The following is a 16,296-nucleotide window of genomic DNA, read 5'->3' as shown; positions in this document are numbered from 1 at the left end:
CCTAGCTTGCACTCTTTTTTTTTCCAAAAATAAATTTTACAAACAAAAGGAACCATCAGCAGATGCTGATGGTTCCTTCAGGCTGTCGAGAAACTTCGGCAGCTTTTTTGCGTTTCGCTCCAGCCGGTCGCTTTCCGCGGGCACGGCCTCAGCCGCTTCACTGGCATTTTTTTAACTACTCAATTCCAGTGAACCAGCGTATCTAACCGCTAACGCACAAAACATCAAGAAAATGGCCCTCTTGCTTAGTGAAATGGCCTATAAAACCAAGTAGTAATGGAAATATTTCCGATTCACTAATAGGCGTTCAAATATAAACTGACTTTATCAACAAGCTGATGGTTCCTTTTTTGTAGGTTATTATTTACATTCCGGACATTTGCCATAGATTTCGAACTTGTGGTTGTCGATCTCGTAAGCTGGCAAAGCAGCACCCAATAGGTCCATTGGGCATAACGGAATTTCTTTGATCTTTCCGCAGTCCATGCAGATAAAGTGATGGTGGTGATGGTCGCTCTCGCAATGCATGCGGAAATGTTTTTCGCCCGACAATTCCGTGGCCTCTAGTATGTCTAGAGAAACGAAGGTCGCGAGATTACGGTAAACAGTATCGTAGCTCATGCTCGGATAGTCTTTTTGCATAACGTCGAGTATATCCCGTGCAGTCAAATATCGTTCGTCCTTCGAAAAAATTTCCAAAATCTGATTGCGCTTTGTCGTTTCTTTAAAACCTTGTTGTTTCAGGATGCCCCATGCTTTATTCAAGTTCATGCGGTAGCCCCCCTTCTCTTGGATAACGAGATTTTCCGGTAAGCAAGAACGATCATTAAAATGCCGATGGATGTGACGACGATCGTGCCGCCCGGTGCCAAATCAAAGTAGAACGCGGTGACCAGTCCGGTGATGACTGATATTTGCCCGAACAGGATCGACAGCCAAATGGTCTGCTTGAAACTTTTAGCCAGCCTCATCGCCGTCGCAACCGGGATGGTCATCAGTGATGATACGAGCAAAATCCCGACGATGCGCATCGATCCGGCGATGACCAGCGCGGTGACAATCATAAACAGAAAATGAATCCATTTCGCAGGTAAGCCAGATGCCCGTGCGTATTCATCATCGAATGACAGAACGAATAATTCCTTGAAAAAGATGCGGATAAACGTCAGCACAATGACGGCAATGCCTGCGACAATATACAGGTCCTGACGGCTGACGGCGGAAACTGTACCGAACAGATAGCCAAATAAATCGCTCGAAAACCCTTCTGCCAGGGAAATAAAGATGGCCCCAAAGCCAATTCCCGCAGACAAAATGATGGGAATCGCCAATTCCTCGTAATGCTTATAGACACTGCGCAAGCGCTCGATGAGCATCGAACCCATGACAGAGGAAGCTATTCCGAGATAAAGCGGATTCAACAAGGCGAGCGCACCGACACTTTGGCTTAAGTACAGACTTCCGGCAATGCCGGCAAGTGTAACGTGGCTCAGTGCGTCAGCAATCAGCGACAAGCGCCTGACGACGATGAAGACGCCCAGCAGCGGCGCAATGACGCCAATGATCAAGCCGGATGCGAACGCATTTTGAAGGAATTCATACGTTAAAATCGCTTCAAGCATGGCTGTGGCTTCCTTTCGTGTGATGGATTTTCCGGACGGAATGCCCATACCACGCTTCACGCTTTTCGTCACTCATCGTATGCAATTGGTCTTTAAACCCATGGAAATGAATGGTCTGGTTCAAACACGCCACGTGCGTGATGCGGTCTGTCACCGTATCAACGTCATGTGTCACGAGCACGAGTGTGATCTTGCGCTCGCGGTTAAGAGCGGCGAGCATATCATAAAAGGATTGAACGTTTTGTACGTCGATGCCGACAGTCGGTTCATCCAGGATCAGTACTTTCGGTTTGGCCACGAGCGCCCGGGCGATAAAGACGCGTTGCTGCTGCCCGCCCGATAATTCACTAATGCTGCGTTTGATAAACGGTTTCATTCCGACCGCGTCCAGCGCTTCTTCGACTTGCTCGCGGTTGTTTTTAGGCAGTTTATGGAACAATCCCGTTTTTTTCGCTAAGCCACCAGCTACTACTTCGTAGACCGTCGCTGGAAAGGCGGAATTGAACGAATTCGATTTTTGAGAGACATAGCCGATCCACTCACGATGCTTGAATTGCTTCGAGTCGATGCCGAACAAGGACACGCTGCCTTCACTTGGTCGGATGAGGCCGAGCATGATTTTCAGCAAGGTCGATTTGCCAGAGCCGTTCGGGCCGAGTATCGCTAGAAAATCGCCTTCTTCAACTTTCATCGAAATGTGGTCGAGTGCTGTCGTTTGTTCATATTCATAGCTGACTTCTTTAATATCAATTAATGGCGCTGCCATAGAGACGCCCCTTTTCCAATAAGAATGATTACGATTTACTATAGAAAGTATAGAGCAGTTGCGTGCGTCTGTAAACCGTTTGAGCTTTACGGTGCAGCATCCATCACAAAAAAGAAACCAGCGCCCTGTAGGCACTGGTTTTATGCTGTTATGATTCGAGCGGCATTTTCATTTTCTCGATGTGTTCAGGTGCAAAGCTGCCCTGTTTGAACATCTCGATTTCATATGCATACGGCGCCTTTTTGTTTTTGGCATCGAGGCCGACGTATGGCGTTTCCAAAATTTTCGGTACGTGCATCAATTGTTTGTGATGAACGATTGAGTTGAGTGCATCAAAGCCGATTTCACCAAAGCCGATGTTTTCGTGACGGTCTTTTCCTGCACCGCGCACGTTTTTGCTGTCGTTGATGTGAAGCACTTGCAAGCGGTCGATTCCGATAATTCGGTCGAATTCCGCCAGCACTCCGTCAAAATCCTCTTTGATATCGTATCCGGCATCGTGGACGTGGCAAGTATCAAAGCACACCGACAGGCGCTCGTTGTGAGTGACGCCGTTGATGATCGCCGCCAGCTCCTCGAAGCTTCTGCCGATTTCTGTGCCCTTTCCAGCCATCGTCTCAAGGGCGATATTAACCGGAAAATCCTGAGACAGCACTTCATTCAAACCGTCGATGATCTTTTGTGTGCCGGCTTCGACGCCCGCTCCGACATGAGCGCCTGGATGCAGGACAATTTGTTCGGACCCGAGCGCCGCCGTGCGTTCAATTTCCTTTTGAAGGAATTCCACACCAAGCGCGAAAGTCTCAGGCTTGGTGGTGTTGGCAATATTGATGATATACGGCGCGTGGACGATGATATTCGACAGTCCGTGTTCCGCCATATGCGCACGTCCCGCTTCGATGTTCAGTTCCTCGATCGGTTTTCTGCGCGTATTTTGGGGGGCGCCGGTATACACCATAAATGTACTTGCGCCGTAGGAAGCAGCTTCCTCGCTAGCGCCGAGAAGCATTTTCTTGCCGCTCATCGAGACGTGAGACCCTAATAGCATGAGATTACCCCTTACTTTTTGCGGTTTTTGCGACGTTCCGCTTTTTTGATTTCGTCCATTTTCCACTTCATTTTCTTCTTGTACATCGGTTTGACGCTCTTCGGTTTATGGACCATAGATTTCGCTTTTACATCCGTTGCATCTTCAGCGCGCACACGCTTTTTACGGCTGTGGCGCTCTTTCATATCGACAAATTCGCCTTTGACGATGTCTTTTTGCTGGAATGGTATGCCCATTTTCTCGACGCGAACAATCGCATCATCATCTTCTGGGCTGAACAATGTAATCGCCACACCCTTGAGTCCTGCACGTGCCGTACGTCCTACGCGGTGAATGAAGAACTCAAGATCTTCCGGCAATTCATAGTTGATGACATGGCTGACCCCTTGGATATCGATGCCTCGAGCAGCAAGATCTGTTGCCACGATGTATTGATATTCCAAATCGCGCACTTGTTTCATCATCTTGACGCGCTCGCGTGGTGCGAGATCACCGTGGATTTTACCGACACGGTGGCCGCTTTTCGACAATTCTTCAGCGACGTAATCCGCATTGGTTCGCGTATTGACGAAAATGATCGCCAAATATGGGTTGATGATGTCCATGATTTCAGTCAAGCGCTCCACTTTTTTCTTGCTGCGCACCGGCACCAAGTAAAAGTCCAGACCGTCAGCAGTCGGGCGCTTGTCACCGATTTTGATGTGCGCCGGGGATGCCATGTACTTTTTCAAAAACGGTTTAAGTTTTTCTGGGATTGTTGCAGAAAAAACGTACATTTCCAAGTCATCGCGCATTTTGCCTGCGACTTGGTCGATTTCCTCGATAAAGCCCATGTCGAATGCCAAGTCCGCTTCATCTACTACGAGCACTTTCGCCGTATGGACGAGCAAGGCGTTTTCATTCACTAGATCTTTCAAACGGCCCGGTGTTCCAATGACGATATGCGGCTGTGTTTTCAATTTATTGATTGAACGCTGTTTGTCCGTTCCGCCGATAAATGATTTCACTTCAATGCCGGAGTCGCCGATCAGCTTCTGGATTTCGTTGAAGATTTGCGTTCCGAGTTCACGCGTCGGCGCAGCGATGACCGCTTGCACTTCTTGTTTTGTCACGTCGATACGCTCGATGATCGGGATGATAAAACTATGGGTCTTGCCTGTACCTGTATGGGACTGGCCAATGGCACTGTTTCCACTCATGATTTGTGGAATCATTTCCTTTTGGATTGCTGTCGGTTCTTTGAAACCGAGTTGTTCGATCGCCTCAAGCAAAAATGGCTTGAGATTGTATTCGTTGAATTTTGTCATGGGATATAGTTCCCTCCTTAAGCTCTAGCTATTATAGCATAAAATGGCTGTCTTACGCGATGCATCTTTTGTAAAGCGGCCAGGTCTCCGTTATAATGGAATCATGATGTTGAAAGGAGTGCGGATTGATAATGAAAGTAAAAAAGATCTCACCAAGAGGCTATTGTTACGGGGTAGTGGATGCTATGGTCATCGCGAAAAATGCGGCCATGGACGAAACTTTGCCACGCCCGATCTATATACTCGGCATGATTGTCCACAATAAACACGTAACCGATGCATTTGAACAAGATGGCATCATTACGCTCGACGGCAATAACCGCCTGGAGATTTTGGAGAAAGTCGAAACCGGAACGGTTATCTTCACCGCACACGGTGTTTCCCCGCAAGTACGGGAACTCGCACGCAGAAAAGGACTGGTCTCGATCGATGCGACTTGCCCTGACGTCACGGTCACGCATGATTTGATTCGCGAGAAGACCGCCGAAGACTTCCATATCATCTATATCGGCAAGAGCGGCCATCCGGAACCAGAAGGCGCAATCGGCGTCGCGCCGGACCTGGTCCATTTAGTCGAAACCATCGAAGATGTCAACGCGCTTGAGCTGAATGAAGAAAAAATCATCATTACCAACCAGACGACGATGAGCCAATGGGACGTGGTCCACTTGATGGAACGCCTGAAAGAACGTTTCCCGCACGCTGAAGTTCACAAGGAGATTTGCCTGGCGACTCAAGTGCGCCAAGAAGCCGTGGCGGAACAAGCCGTCGACGCTGACTTGTTGATCGTCATCGGCGACCCGATGAGCAACAACTCCAACCGCCTTGCCCAAGTTTCACAAGATATTGCCGGCACGCCAGCATACCGCATTTCCGATTTGTCGGAATTGAACTTGGAATGGCTGGAAGGCATTGAGACGGTCGCTTTAACGGCTGGTGCCTCAACACCGACACCGATCGTCAAAGAAGTCATGAAGTTCTTGGAACAATTCGATCCTGAAGATCCAGCGACACATAAACTGGATCGTTCGGTACCGCTCAACAAGATTTTGCCGAAGATCAAACATCCGCAACCTTCCAACCGCATTGAACCTTATCCGGTAAACGAATAGACGAAAAAAGAGGCCCCATGATTGGGCCTCTTTTTTTTGCCTATTCGCTTAGCCAGCTCATTCTTCGAGCAGATTATCACTAAAAAATTTGCCGGTTCAACAGATAAGCTATGAGATATGTTTTTTGTTAGCGAATGTGGAACGGTTCTGTATTTACTTCGGACGGCAGAAACTCGCACTGCCAGTTTTGACTATGCTGTGCCATATGATTGACGACGCCTTGGATCATCACCTTTTCGACATGATGCCCAGGATCGATGACCGATAAGCCGATCGCTTCGGCATCTTGTGCGACATGGAAATACAAATCCCCCGTTACATACACATCGGCTCCGGCGCGTTTCGCTTGCTGGATGTATTTATTGCCGTCTCCGCCGAGTACCGCCACTTTCTTAATAACGGCATCCTCTTTGCCGACAATGCGCACAAACGGCACATCCAAACGCTGTTTGACGTAATCAGCAAACTCTTGTAAATTCATTTCATGCTGCAGATATCCAATGCGGCCAAGCCCCATCGGCAACTCTTTGTTTTCCAACGTAAAGACGTCGAACGCCGGCTCTTCATAAGGATGCGCAGCGATCATCGCCCTGATAACGCGTTCTTTATAAGCTTTTCTAACAACGACTTCGATTTTTGATTCGTTTGTCGTCTCCAATTTTCCAGCTTGCCCGATAAATGGATCCGCCGAATCTGTTGGGCGGAAGCGCCCTGTTCCGGACAATGTATAACTGCAATGGTCATAGTCCCCAATTGCGCCTGCTCCCGCGTCCCCAAAAGCCTTTCTCACTTGTTCTTCATGGCTTTCCGGAACGAATACGGCGATTTTCACCAATTCTGCTTCGTAGGTCGTCACTAAAACATCCGTATCGTTCAATCCAAGTGCATCTGCCAGCAAATCATTGACACCCCCTTGGGCAACATCCAAATTGGTATGCGCTGCATATACTGCAATATCATTTTTGATTAATTTCTCCATTAATTTGCCTTGGGGAAAATCCGTCTGCAAAGTTTTCATTGGGCGAAAAATCGGCGGATGATGCGCAATGATCAATCCTGCTTTTTTTTCGATGGCTTCGTCGACGACTTCTTCATTGACGTCCAATGTTACAAGCACTCGCTCGACCTTTTTATTCAAGGTTCCGACGTGAAGGCCGATTGGGTCTCCTTCCATCGCCAAATATTTGGGCGACCACTTTTCGAATTGTTCGATGATTTGCTGTCCATTAGGAATTTTCATCTTTGAACACCTCTTCCATCAATGCGATTTTTTGGAGCAATTGCTCTTTTTTCGTTCGAATGTCAGGGGTTTCTTCAGCCTTGTCCATGCGCTCGGCAATCGCCTTCCACTGCGTCGACTCGCGCTGCCATTTTTCTTTGAAGGTTTCCCCTCTGCTCTTCAGCAAAAAGGGGCCGAATAATAATTGCTTGGCATCAAGTTCGACACGGTGCGGACTCGGCTCCAAGACAATTATTTCATAGATTTTGTCTTTTTCTTTCAAAATGTCTTCAGCGACAATGTGCCAATCGTTGTCCACTGCCCATTGCCGAATCGCTTGTGCATGGATATTCGGTTGCAAGATGAGCCGCTCTACTCCATCCAAGCGATGGTTGCCTTCCGCCAGGATGGAGGCTATGAGTGTGCCGCCCATACCGGCGATCGTCACGGCCGTAACGCCGTCTTCAGGTTCCACCGCTTCAAGTCCCGGTGCCAGACGGACGACGATTTTATCATTCAGCCCTTCTTCGTGCACTTGCTTTCTGGCGGATTCGTAAGGGCCTTTTACTATTTCTCCGGCAACTGCGCGGCTCGCAGTTCCTATATGTACGAGATGGCAAGGCAAATAGGCGTGATCGGAGCCAATGTCTGCGACAACTGCGCCTTGTTGGACATACTCTGCCACTTTCATTAATCGTTGTGATAATTGCTGTGCGTTCATAAATATCCTCCTAAGTGACAAAAAACCCTTAGCTCCGAAAGAACCAAGGGTTTTTGATGCTATTCGAGTGTCAATACCCACTCAGCCATTTCTGTTGCATTTTCTTCTGGAACAGTGCCTGCTGGCATTGTGCCTTTACCGTTAATTAGAATTTCTTCGATTTCTTCTTGTGAAAGTGCAGTGCCAACTAGTGATGGACCGACTCCGCCTTCATAGCTTGAACCGTGGCAAGATACACAGCTTGCTTGTGCGTGAGCTTCTGGATCGAAGTCACCGCTTGCTGCTTCTTCTCCGCCTTCGCCTTCAGCCGCTTCACCGTTTTCTTCTGCTGCTTGTTCTTCAGCGATTTCAGCTTCGTTGTTAACTCCTTCCAATGATAGGAAGAAAATTAGGCCAATCCCGAAAGCCATGATTAAGATATAAGGTACAATTGCATTCTTTTGCATCCGTTACCCCTCCTTCTACTGTGTTCTGCTTGATGATAGTATAAGTATCATTCATTATTGTACTGTATTATCCAGTAAACGAAAAGCCATAATGAATAATATTTGCCGGATTGTGACAAAATCGTTAATATCGATAGTTTCGGTTGACGGCTATCACCAAGCATGAAAAATGACACAGTGTCGTAAATTAAAACTTAAGAAAATTTATATTAGCAGCCGACTAAACGTGAAATAACCATGCGCTGCACTTCAGATGTCCCTTCACCGATCTCGAGAAGCTTCGCATCGCGCATATAGCGCTCGACTTCGTATTCTTTCATATAGCCGTAGCCGCCGTGAATCTGGATCGCCTCATCAGCCACTTCCATGGCCATTTCCGACGCATACAATTTCGCCATGGATGCTTCTTTCGTGAACGGGCGCCCTTGATCTTTCAGCCACGCAGCTTTGTAGACCATATTGCGTGCAAGTTCGATCTTCATCGCCATATCGGCGAGCTTGAACTGCGTCACTTGGAATTCCGACAAAGTCTTGCCGAATTGCTTGCGTTCTTTTGCGTAAGCGAGCGCTTTATTGAATGCGCCTTGCGCAATGCCGACAGCCATTGCGGCAATGCCGATGCGTCCGCCATCCAACGTCACGAGAAATTGCTTAAAGCCTTCTCCACGTTTGCCGAGCAGGTTTTCTTTCGGCACGCGTACGTTTTCAAGAACCAGTTCTGTCGTGTTTGAGGCGTTCAAGCCCATCTTCTCGTAATTGTCGATGATGGTGAAGCCTTCTGCATCCGTCGGGACAATAATTGCGCTGATTTCTTTTTTGCCGTCATTCATGCCGGTGATTGCCGTAATCGCCAAATGCTTTGCGTGGCTCGCGTTGGTAATATATACTTTCGATCCATTGATAACCCAGTCATCGCCGTCTTCTACTGCGCGAGTTTCTGTTCCCCCTGCATCCGATCCGGCGTTCGGTTCTGTCAGCCCGAATGCGCCGAACGATTCGCCTGAGCAGATCGGCGTCAAGTATTTCTGCTTCTGCTCTTCGGTCCCGAACAAGCTGAGTGGTGCTCCGCCTAATGAAATATGCGCGGAATACGTGATGCCTGTCGAAGCGCACACGCGGCTCAATTCTTCGGTGACAATTGCAAAGCTCGTTGTATCCGCTCCTGCGCCACCGTAAGCTTCATCAAACGGCAAGCCCATCATCCCCATGTCGGACAGCTGTTTAAATGCTTGTTTCGGAAATTCCTTCGTGCGGTCGCGATCGACTGCGCCAGGCGCCACCACTTTGTCGGCAAATTCCCGCATCGTTTTTTTGATCATCTGTTGTTCTTGTGTCAAATCGAAATTCATTTGTTACATCCCCTTTGCTATGAATACGCTTTCAATATTCATTATATAGCTAAAATTCCGACACAAGCAAGGCATAACAATAAGTTCTTAGGATATGCTGATTTCTCGCTGCAAAGTTTTCCTGCACAGTCACGTTTTTTGAGGCTAACTATAGCAGGTGGCTTGCACCGATGCTGTCGCTCATAGTCACTCACCACACATTTCTTCAGACAAGATTCACTTAATGCGATTTTTATTTATAATGGGCGGTGCGCGATATCTATTGTATTCGAACCGCTAATTTTATTGTTCTCCACAAAAAAACTCCTAGGCATTGGCCCAGGAGTTTGCATTTTCTTTATTCGAGGAAATCTTTCAAGCGTTTGCTGCGCGACGGATGGCGCAGTTTACGCAATGCTTTCGCTTCGATTTGACGGATGCGCTCGCGCGTCACGCCGAACACTTTGCCCACTTCTTCGAGTGTACGCGTACGGCCATCATCCAAGCCGAAACGTAAACGCAAGACATTTTCTTCGCGGTCGGTCAATGTATCGAGCACATCTTCCAATTGCTCTTTCAGCAATTCATAAGCAGCATGGTCAGATGGCGATTGTGCATCCGAGTCTTCGATAAAATCGCCCAAATGCGAGTCGTCCTCTTCACCGATCGGCGTTTCCAAGGAAACCGGTTCTTGAGCGATCTTAAGAATCTCGCGTACTTTTTCAGGCAGCAAGTCCATTTCTTCCCCAATTTCTTCAGGAGAAGGCTCACGGCCAAGGTCTTGGAGCAATTGACGCTGAACACGGATCAATTTATTGATCGTCTCCACCATATGGACCGGAATGCGGATGGTCCGCGCTTGGTCGGCAATGGCGCGTGTAATCGCCTGGCGGATCCACCAAGTGGCATAGGTGCTGAATTTAAAGCCCTTCGAGTAGTCGAACTTTTCGACTGCTTTGATAAGGCCCATATTGCCTTCCTGGATCAAATCCAAGAACAGCATACCACGGCCGACATAGCGTTTCGCGATTGAGACGACTAAGCGCAAGTTTGCTTCCGCAAGGCGTTTTTTCGCTTCATCATCGCCTTGTTCGATCAGTTTTGCAAGACGTACTTCTTCCTCAGCCTTCAAAAGATCGACGCGGCCGATTTCTTTCAAGTACATACGGACCGGATCGTTGATTTTCACGCCGGGTGGGACACTTAAGTCATTCAAATCAAATTTATCTTCGGTCGGCTTCATGAGGCGATCCAAATGTTCCTCATCATCACTTTTCCGCTCGAGTTCGATGCCATGCCCTTCGAGTTGATCAATGAATTCCTCTACTTGGTCAGACTCCATTTCAAAAATAGCCAATTTATCGGCAATCTGTTCGTAGTTCAATTCTCCGGTTTTTTTCCCCTGTTCGACCAATTGTTTTTTTGCATCTTCGACAGTTGCTTCCGGGCCTTCAGCAGGCAGCGGGGTGTTATTCGTTACGACTTCTGTTTGGCGTTCAGATTTCTCAGCCATACAATTTTCCTCCTTTAGAAAAAACCGGAATATTCTACAATGATTTCCGTAAAGCAATCACTTCTTGTGCAAGAAGCAAAGCGCGCTTCAAATCATGCTGTTTTTCCGCTTCTTTTGATTGCTGGATTTTCAAACTGATTTGTTGTTCGATTCGGTGCTTTTGCAAATGCTTCAGGCAATCTGCAATTTCTTCTTCCGGATGTTCCGGATCACGCTCGACCAAAGTCGTTTCCATTACAAGCTTCCGCAGTTCCGGGTCAGACAATGTTTCCAGGAATTTATGGAAGTCCGCTTTTTCCCATTCTTCGTAAAAACCGAGCAGCTGCACATAGAGTGCTTGAAATTCCTCGCTGACAAACGGAATCGCTTCCACTTCCCTAGCGATTTTTTCCATGACCGCCGGATCAGCAAGTGCATGGGCAAACAATAAACGCTCTGCCCGGTGAAGCGAGGTGATTTTCTTTTGCTCCCGCTTCGGGGCTTTTGGAATTGTTTCGGCGGCTTTCGGCCGGTTGCGTTCAATGCTGCGGCTTTCTAGGCGTCTATACTGCTGCAAAATCGCTTCTTCTGAAAGCTTCGTTTCGGCAGACAGCTGCTTAATATACAAATCCCGTTCAATCGGCGAGGATTTTCCTGCGAGTAGCTGCAGTACCTCTTGGATATATTGAAGGAGATCGTTTTCGTATTGGAAGTTTTTATGACGGCGTGCGTGCATCATGGCAAACGCGATGAACGTTTGCGGCTTGCCGATGACCTGGTCACGAAACGCATCAGCGCCGTTCTGGCGGACGAAATCATCCGGGTCCATGCCGTTCGGCAGCACTGCTATTCCGAGTTTGAACCCGGCATCTTCAAGCGGTGCTGCTGCTCGTTTAGCTGCTTCCCAGCCAGCGTCATCGCCATCGAAACAGACGATCACTTCTTGCGCAAAGCGCTTCATTTGGCGGATATGCTGTGCGGTAAGCGCCGTTCCCATCGTCGCCAAAGCGTTATCAATGCCTGCTTTGCCGGCTGCAATGACATCCATAAATCCTTCGAACAAAACAATCTTGCGGTTTTTCCGGATTGGCCCTCTTGCCAGATGAACATTGTAGAGTACTTGGCTTTTCTGAAAGATCGGGGACTCCGGACTGTTCAGATACTTAGCTTCTTGCTTTGTTTGTTCGAGCACTCTGCCAGAGAAGGCAATGGCCTTGCCGTTGTCATTCATGATCGGAAACATGATGCGCCCCCGGAAGCGGTCAAACCAACCATCGGATTTTTCACGCTTGATCGCCAGTCCACTCGCTTCTAATTGCTCATCGTCATAACCTTTTCGGCGCAAGGCAGTTTCCATGTAATTCCATTCTGGAAGAGCCCAGCCAATTCGGTATTTTTCGATGATCTCCTGGGTAAATCCGCGATTTTCCAAGTAATCAAGTGCGGCCTGGCCTTCTTCTGTATTCAGCAAAATATGATGGTACATATCTGCGGCGAATTCATGCATTAAAATGAGTGGATCGTCATTTTTAGCCTGTGCTGTCCCTTTGGCGTCGTGCGATGTGTGTACATCGACTTCAATGCCTGAACGCTCGCCTAGCTTTGACAGCGCTTCTTGAAAACTGATGTTTTCAATATCCATTAAAAACGTAATGGCGTTGCCCCCAGCCCCGCAGCCGAAGCAATGGAAAATCTGCTTATCGGCCGTTACAGAAAAGGATGGTGTGCTTTCACCGTGGAAAGGGCAAAGGCCGAACCAATTACGGCCTCTTTTCGTCAATTGGACGTATTCTCCAACGACATCCACGATATCCGCTTTAGAGCGGATTTCTTCGATCACTTCTTCTGGTATTCTATTGGACACTTTATCACCATCTTTATTTTGCTTACTTTACTTTATTCGTTATTACACAGCAAAATCCTTCAAATTTCGACAAAAAGATGGAGATTCACTTCCGCTTATTATTAAGGTTTAGCCACAATTCTTCATTATAAAACGTTTTTTCGCAAAAATCCATAGAAAGGATGAGAAAAAAGGTTTTAGCTGATCGAGCCATAAGAAAAACCGCCCAGCCAGGCGGAGTCCCTTATTGTTTCTGAAGTTTACCGAGAATCAGATTAGCTGTTTCTTCCACTGCCCGGTTAGTGACATCCAGCGTCTCACAGCCAATGCGGTCGACCACTTTGCGGAAATGGACGATTTCTTCGTGGATCCGGTCCAGCTTGGCATAATTGGCATCGTCATTCAGACCGAGTGCAATCAAACGTTCTTTGCGAATATTATTCAACTTTTCCGGCGAGATGACCAGGCCGAAGCATTTTTTCGGATCGACATCGAACAGCTCATCCGGCGGGTCGACTTCTGGTACTAGCGGGACATTGGCGACTTTGAGCCGCTTATGGGCCAAATACTGTGACAATGGCGTTTTAGATGTTCTCGAAACGCCGACTAGCACGATATCCGCCAACAAAATGCCGCGCGGGTCACGACCATCGTCGTATTTCACCGCAAATTCAATTGCCTCTACTTTTTTAAAATAGTCATCATCGAGCTTGCGGACGAGTCCGGCTTCCCCGATCGGCGCAGATTGCAATTCTTCTTCTAAAGCATCGAGCAAAGGACCCATAAGGTCGATCGCTTTAATGCCGCAGCGTGCGGTCTCGCGTTCCACGAAATGGCGAAGCTCTTTCGATACCAGCGTGTAGACGATAACTGCACGCTGCCCGTCCGCCAATTTGATGATTTCCTGCAGATGGGCGATGGAGTCGATATATGGGAACCGTTTGAGCACGGCATTTTGTTCTGTATTCAAGTATTGGCTGATAGCCGCTTTCGCGACCAGTTCGCCGGTTTCTCCTACTGAGTCGGAGACGATAAAAACCCGCAATAAACTCATATTGTGCACCTCACACTTCGTGATTTTCTGATAGTGATAAAAAGGCTCGTGTAATATTGGTCTTCGTCAACCGCCCGATGACCTTGAAACCTTCCGGATGTTCTTCAACGACCGGCAATGCGTCGATTTGCTGATTGATCAACCGGTTTGCAGCCTGTATAAGCGAATCATTGCGCACACAATATGTAATGTTCGGCATCCGCGTCATTATAATATGTACAGGAATTGCATTTAAATTTTGGCTGCCGAGACTTGTCCGCAGCAGGTCCTTGCGCGACAACACACCTGTCAGGCAAGAGTTTTTATCCACAACAAAAAGCGTCCCGACGTCATCCAAAAACATTTGGCTGATGGCATCGTATACGCTGACATCGTCCCGCACTACGACAGGGATCGACTGGAAATCCTTGACCTTCATATTATTCATCGTATCGCTAATATCCTGTCCAGGTTTCTTTCCGGAATAAAAATAGCCGACACGCGGCCGGGCATCCAAAAAGCCTGCCATCGTCAAAATCGCCAGATCCGGACGCAGCGTCGCGCGCGTCAAGTTCAAACGGTCGGCAATCTGTTCTCCTGTAATAGGCCCATTGCCTTTGACGATCTGTAAAATTTCTTCTTGTCGCTTATTGAGTTCGATTGGACTCACCGCCTCAAAGTTAAATATGTTATACTCAATATCAATTATTATATACTATTGCATGCGAGATTGCGAAGAAAAGATTGCCGTGATACAATAATTAGGAATCGAATAATGGCATTGATGGATCGATAAGTACCGCACATAAAGCGAGCAGGGATGGTGCAAGCCTGCAATGCGGGAAACGGCAATCCGGAGCTATAGGTAATGCGAGCGGGCTGAACTTTCAGCCAATCGAGGTGGAACCGCGGGTAACGTACTCGTCCTCGGACATTTGTCCGTGGCGTGTGCGATTTTTTTATTTTATGGAGGTTATGAAAGATGTCAATGGAAAAAGTAGTATCATTAGCCAAACACCGGGGATTCGTCTTCCCGGGCTCTGAAATTTACGGCGGACTCGCCAATACGTGGGATTATGGGCCACTCGGCGTGGAACTGAAGAACAATATCAAAAAAGCTTGGTGGAAAAAATTCGTTCAGGAATCTGTACATAATGTCGGATTGGATGCTGCCATTTTGATGAACCCGAAAACATGGGAAGCATCCGGCCACCTTGGCAACTTTAATGACCCGATGATCGACTGTAAATCGTGCAAATCCCGCCATCGCGCGGACAAACTCATTGAAAATGCACTTGATGAAAAAGGCATCGAGCTGATCGTCGACGGCTTGTCGTTCGAGCGTATGAAGGAATTGATCGATGAGCACGATATCACTTGCCCGACTTGTGGCAGAGCTGATTTCACCGAGATCCGCCAGTTCAACTTGATGTTCAAGACTTTCCAAGGAGTCACCGAATCGTCTACTAACGAAGTTTATTTGCGCCCGGAAACGGCTCAAGGGATTTTCGTCAACTACAAAAATGTCCAGCGCTCGATGCGCAAGAAAATGCCATTCGGCATCGCACAGATCGGCAAAAGTTTCCGCAACGAAATCACACCCGGCAACTTTACGTTCCGAACTCGTGAATTCGAGCAGATGGAACTTGAATTCTTCTGCAAGCCTGGCGAAGATTTGGAATGGTACGCTTACTGGCGCGACTTCTGCAAAAACTGGCTGCTCGAGCTGAACATGAGCGAAAGCAATATGCGCCTGCGCGAACATGATGCAGACGAATTGTCCCATTACTCGAACGCAACTGTCGATATCGAATACAAATTCCCATTCGGCTGGGGCGAACTATGGGGTATTGCGGACCGCACTGATTTCGACTTGAAGCGCCATATGGAATATTCCGGTGAAGATTTCAATTACATCGACCCGGCAACGAACGAACGCTACGTCCCGTATTGCATCGAACCATCGCTCGGTGCAGACCGCGTGACACTCGCCTTCTTGGTCGACGCGTTCCAAGAAGAAACGATGGATAACGATGAGACCCGTACCGTATTGAAGTTCCATCCTGCGCTTGCACCATATAAAGCGGCCATCTTGCCATTGTCCAAGAAACTGTCTGAAGGGGCAACAGAAGTATTTGCTGACCTCGCGAAGCATTTCATGGTCGACTATGATGAATCCCAATCAATCGGTAAACGCTATCGCCGCCAAGATGAAATCGGTACGCCGTTTTGCATCACTTACGATTTCGATTCGGTCGAAGACGGAGAAGTTACCGTTCGCCACCGCGACTCGATGGAGCAAGTCCGCATGCCGATCAGCGACGTCCGTGCGTATATCGAACAACATATCCAATTCTAA

15 protein-coding genes are annotated in these 16,296 nt (G+C 47.9%); 2 read left to right on the top strand and 13 right to left on the bottom strand.

Features of this window, described 5'->3' with window-relative positions:
* Positions 1-360: 360 nt before the first annotated feature.
* The 5 genes from ACFO5U_RS03865 to ACFO5U_RS03845 form a co-directional block, all read right to left on the bottom strand.
* On the bottom strand, positions 361-771 hold the full coding sequence (locus ACFO5U_RS03865) for a Fur family transcriptional regulator (protein ID WP_377276868.1): 411 nt from the start codon (positions 769-771) through the stop codon (positions 361-363).
* Complete coding sequence (locus ACFO5U_RS03860; protein ID WP_377279447.1) at positions 768-1,622, bottom strand: metal ABC transporter permease; 855 nt, start codon at positions 1,620-1,622, stop codon at positions 768-770. The genes ACFO5U_RS03865 and ACFO5U_RS03860 overlap by 4 nt, the downstream gene beginning before the upstream one ends.
* On the bottom strand, positions 1,615-2,388 hold the full coding sequence (locus ACFO5U_RS03855; protein ID WP_377276866.1) for a metal ABC transporter ATP-binding protein: 774 nt from the start codon (positions 2,386-2,388) through the stop codon (positions 1,615-1,617). The genes ACFO5U_RS03860 and ACFO5U_RS03855 overlap by 8 nt, the downstream gene beginning before the upstream one ends.
* Positions 2,389-2,536: 148 nt before the next feature.
* Positions 2,537-3,436, bottom strand: a complete 900-nt coding sequence (locus ACFO5U_RS03850; RefSeq protein WP_377276864.1) for a deoxyribonuclease IV — start codon at positions 3,434-3,436, stop codon at positions 2,537-2,539.
* A gap of 11 nt (positions 3,437-3,447) precedes the next feature.
* A complete protein-coding gene (locus ACFO5U_RS03845) occupies positions 3,448-4,743 on the bottom strand; it encodes a DEAD/DEAH box helicase (RefSeq protein ID WP_377276862.1) in 1,296 nt (431 codons plus the stop codon).
* Between the two features lie 131 nt (positions 4,744-4,874).
* Here ACFO5U_RS03845 and ACFO5U_RS03840 point away from each other — a divergent pair, with 131 nt between their 5' ends.
* Entirely contained in the window at positions 4,875-5,855 is a 981-nt protein-coding gene (locus tag ACFO5U_RS03840; protein WP_377276861.1) for a 4-hydroxy-3-methylbut-2-enyl diphosphate reductase, read from the top strand.
* A 127-nt stretch (positions 5,856-5,982) separates the two neighbouring features.
* On the opposite strand, the gene ACFO5U_RS03835 is transcribed toward ACFO5U_RS03840, so the two are convergent.
* From ACFO5U_RS03835 to ACFO5U_RS03800, 8 genes are all read right to left on the bottom strand, one after another.
* On the bottom strand, positions 5,983-7,095 hold the full coding sequence (locus ACFO5U_RS03835) for a Nif3-like dinuclear metal center hexameric protein (protein ID WP_377276859.1): 1,113 nt from the start codon (positions 7,093-7,095) through the stop codon (positions 5,983-5,985).
* Positions 7,082-7,795, bottom strand: a complete 714-nt coding sequence (locus ACFO5U_RS03830) for a tRNA (adenine(22)-N(1))-methyltransferase (RefSeq protein ID WP_377276858.1) — start codon at positions 7,793-7,795, stop codon at positions 7,082-7,084. The genes ACFO5U_RS03835 and ACFO5U_RS03830 overlap by 14 nt, the downstream gene beginning before the upstream one ends.
* A 59-nt stretch (positions 7,796-7,854) precedes the next feature.
* Positions 7,855-8,241 carry a cytochrome c550 gene (gene cccA / locus ACFO5U_RS03825; RefSeq protein WP_377276856.1) on the bottom strand — a complete coding sequence of 129 codons (387 nt, stop codon included), beginning with the start codon at positions 8,239-8,241 and terminating at the stop codon, positions 7,855-7,857.
* 209 nt (positions 8,242-8,450) lie between these two features.
* Complete coding sequence (locus ACFO5U_RS03820) at positions 8,451-9,590, bottom strand: acyl-CoA dehydrogenase (RefSeq protein ID WP_377276854.1); 1,140 nt, start codon at positions 9,588-9,590, stop codon at positions 8,451-8,453.
* 337 nt (positions 9,591-9,927) lie between these two features.
* Positions 9,928-11,082 carry an RNA polymerase sigma factor RpoD gene (gene rpoD, locus ACFO5U_RS03815; RefSeq protein ID WP_377276852.1) on the bottom strand — a complete coding sequence of 385 codons (1,155 nt, stop codon included), beginning with the start codon at positions 11,080-11,082 and terminating at the stop codon, positions 9,928-9,930.
* 34 nt (positions 11,083-11,116) lie between these two features.
* Complete coding sequence (gene dnaG, locus ACFO5U_RS03810; RefSeq protein ID WP_377276850.1) at positions 11,117-12,925, bottom strand: DNA primase; 1,809 nt, start codon at positions 12,923-12,925, stop codon at positions 11,117-11,119.
* 223 nt (positions 12,926-13,148) lie between these two features.
* Positions 13,149-13,958: a pyruvate, water dikinase regulatory protein gene (locus tag ACFO5U_RS03805; RefSeq protein WP_377276849.1), complete on the bottom strand. Its 810-nt coding sequence runs from the start codon at positions 13,956-13,958 to the stop codon at positions 13,149-13,151.
* 10 nt (positions 13,959-13,968) lie between these two features.
* Positions 13,969-14,607 carry a helix-turn-helix transcriptional regulator gene (locus tag ACFO5U_RS03800; RefSeq protein ID WP_377276847.1) on the bottom strand — a complete coding sequence of 213 codons (639 nt, stop codon included), beginning with the start codon at positions 14,605-14,607 and terminating at the stop codon, positions 13,969-13,971.
* Between the two features lie 312 nt (positions 14,608-14,919).
* Between ACFO5U_RS03800 and ACFO5U_RS03795 the strand changes: the two genes are divergently transcribed.
* A complete protein-coding gene (locus ACFO5U_RS03795; protein ID WP_377276845.1) occupies positions 14,920-16,296 on the top strand; it encodes a glycine--tRNA ligase in 1,377 nt (458 codons plus the stop codon).

It is taken from the genome of Planococcus dechangensis (genome assembly GCF_042654465.1).
GTDB lineage: Bacteria > Bacillota > Bacilli > Bacillales_A > Planococcaceae > Planococcus > Planococcus dechangensis.
The sequence above is the reverse complement of the archived record's forward strand: the minus strand, read 5'-3'. Positions and strand labels throughout refer to the sequence as shown.

Excerpts from the sequence above, each read along its gene's own strand:
- ACFO5U_RS03865 (WP_377276868.1), bottom strand. The coding sequence starts at position 771 with ATGAACTTGAATAAAGCATGGGGCATCCTGAAACAACAAGGTTTTAAA.
- ACFO5U_RS03860 (WP_377279447.1), bottom strand. The coding sequence starts at position 1,622 with ATGCTTGAAGCGATTTTAACGTATGAATTCCTTCAAAATGCGTTCGCA.
- ACFO5U_RS03855 (WP_377276866.1), bottom strand. The coding sequence starts at position 2,388 with ATGGCAGCGCCATTAATTGATATTAAAGAAGTCAGCTATGAATATGAA.
- ACFO5U_RS03850 (WP_377276864.1), bottom strand. The coding sequence starts at position 3,436 with ATGCTATTAGGGTCTCACGTCTCGATGAGCGGCAAGAAAATGCTTCTC.
- ACFO5U_RS03845 (WP_377276862.1), bottom strand. The coding sequence starts at position 4,743 with ATGACAAAATTCAACGAATACAATCTCAAGCCATTTTTGCTTGAGGCG.
- ACFO5U_RS03840 (WP_377276861.1), top strand. The coding sequence starts at position 4,875 with ATGAAAGTAAAAAAGATCTCACCAAGAGGCTATTGTTACGGGGTAGTG.
- ACFO5U_RS03835 (WP_377276859.1), bottom strand. The coding sequence starts at position 7,095 with ATGAAAATTCCTAATGGACAGCAAATCATCGAACAATTCGAAAAGTGG.
- ACFO5U_RS03830 (WP_377276858.1), bottom strand. The coding sequence starts at position 7,795 with ATGAACGCACAGCAATTATCACAACGATTAATGAAAGTGGCAGAGTAT.
- cccA (WP_377276856.1), bottom strand. The coding sequence starts at position 8,241 with ATGCAAAAGAATGCAATTGTACCTTATATCTTAATCATGGCTTTCGGG.
- ACFO5U_RS03820 (WP_377276854.1), bottom strand. The coding sequence starts at position 9,590 with ATGAATTTCGATTTGACACAAGAACAACAGATGATCAAAAAAACGATG.
- rpoD (WP_377276852.1), bottom strand. The coding sequence starts at position 11,082 with ATGGCTGAGAAATCTGAACGCCAAACAGAAGTCGTAACGAATAACACC.
- ACFO5U_RS03805 (WP_377276849.1), bottom strand. The coding sequence starts at position 13,958 with ATGAGTTTATTGCGGGTTTTTATCGTCTCCGACTCAGTAGGAGAAACC.
- ACFO5U_RS03795 (WP_377276845.1), top strand. The coding sequence starts at position 14,920 with ATGTCAATGGAAAAAGTAGTATCATTAGCCAAACACCGGGGATTCGTC.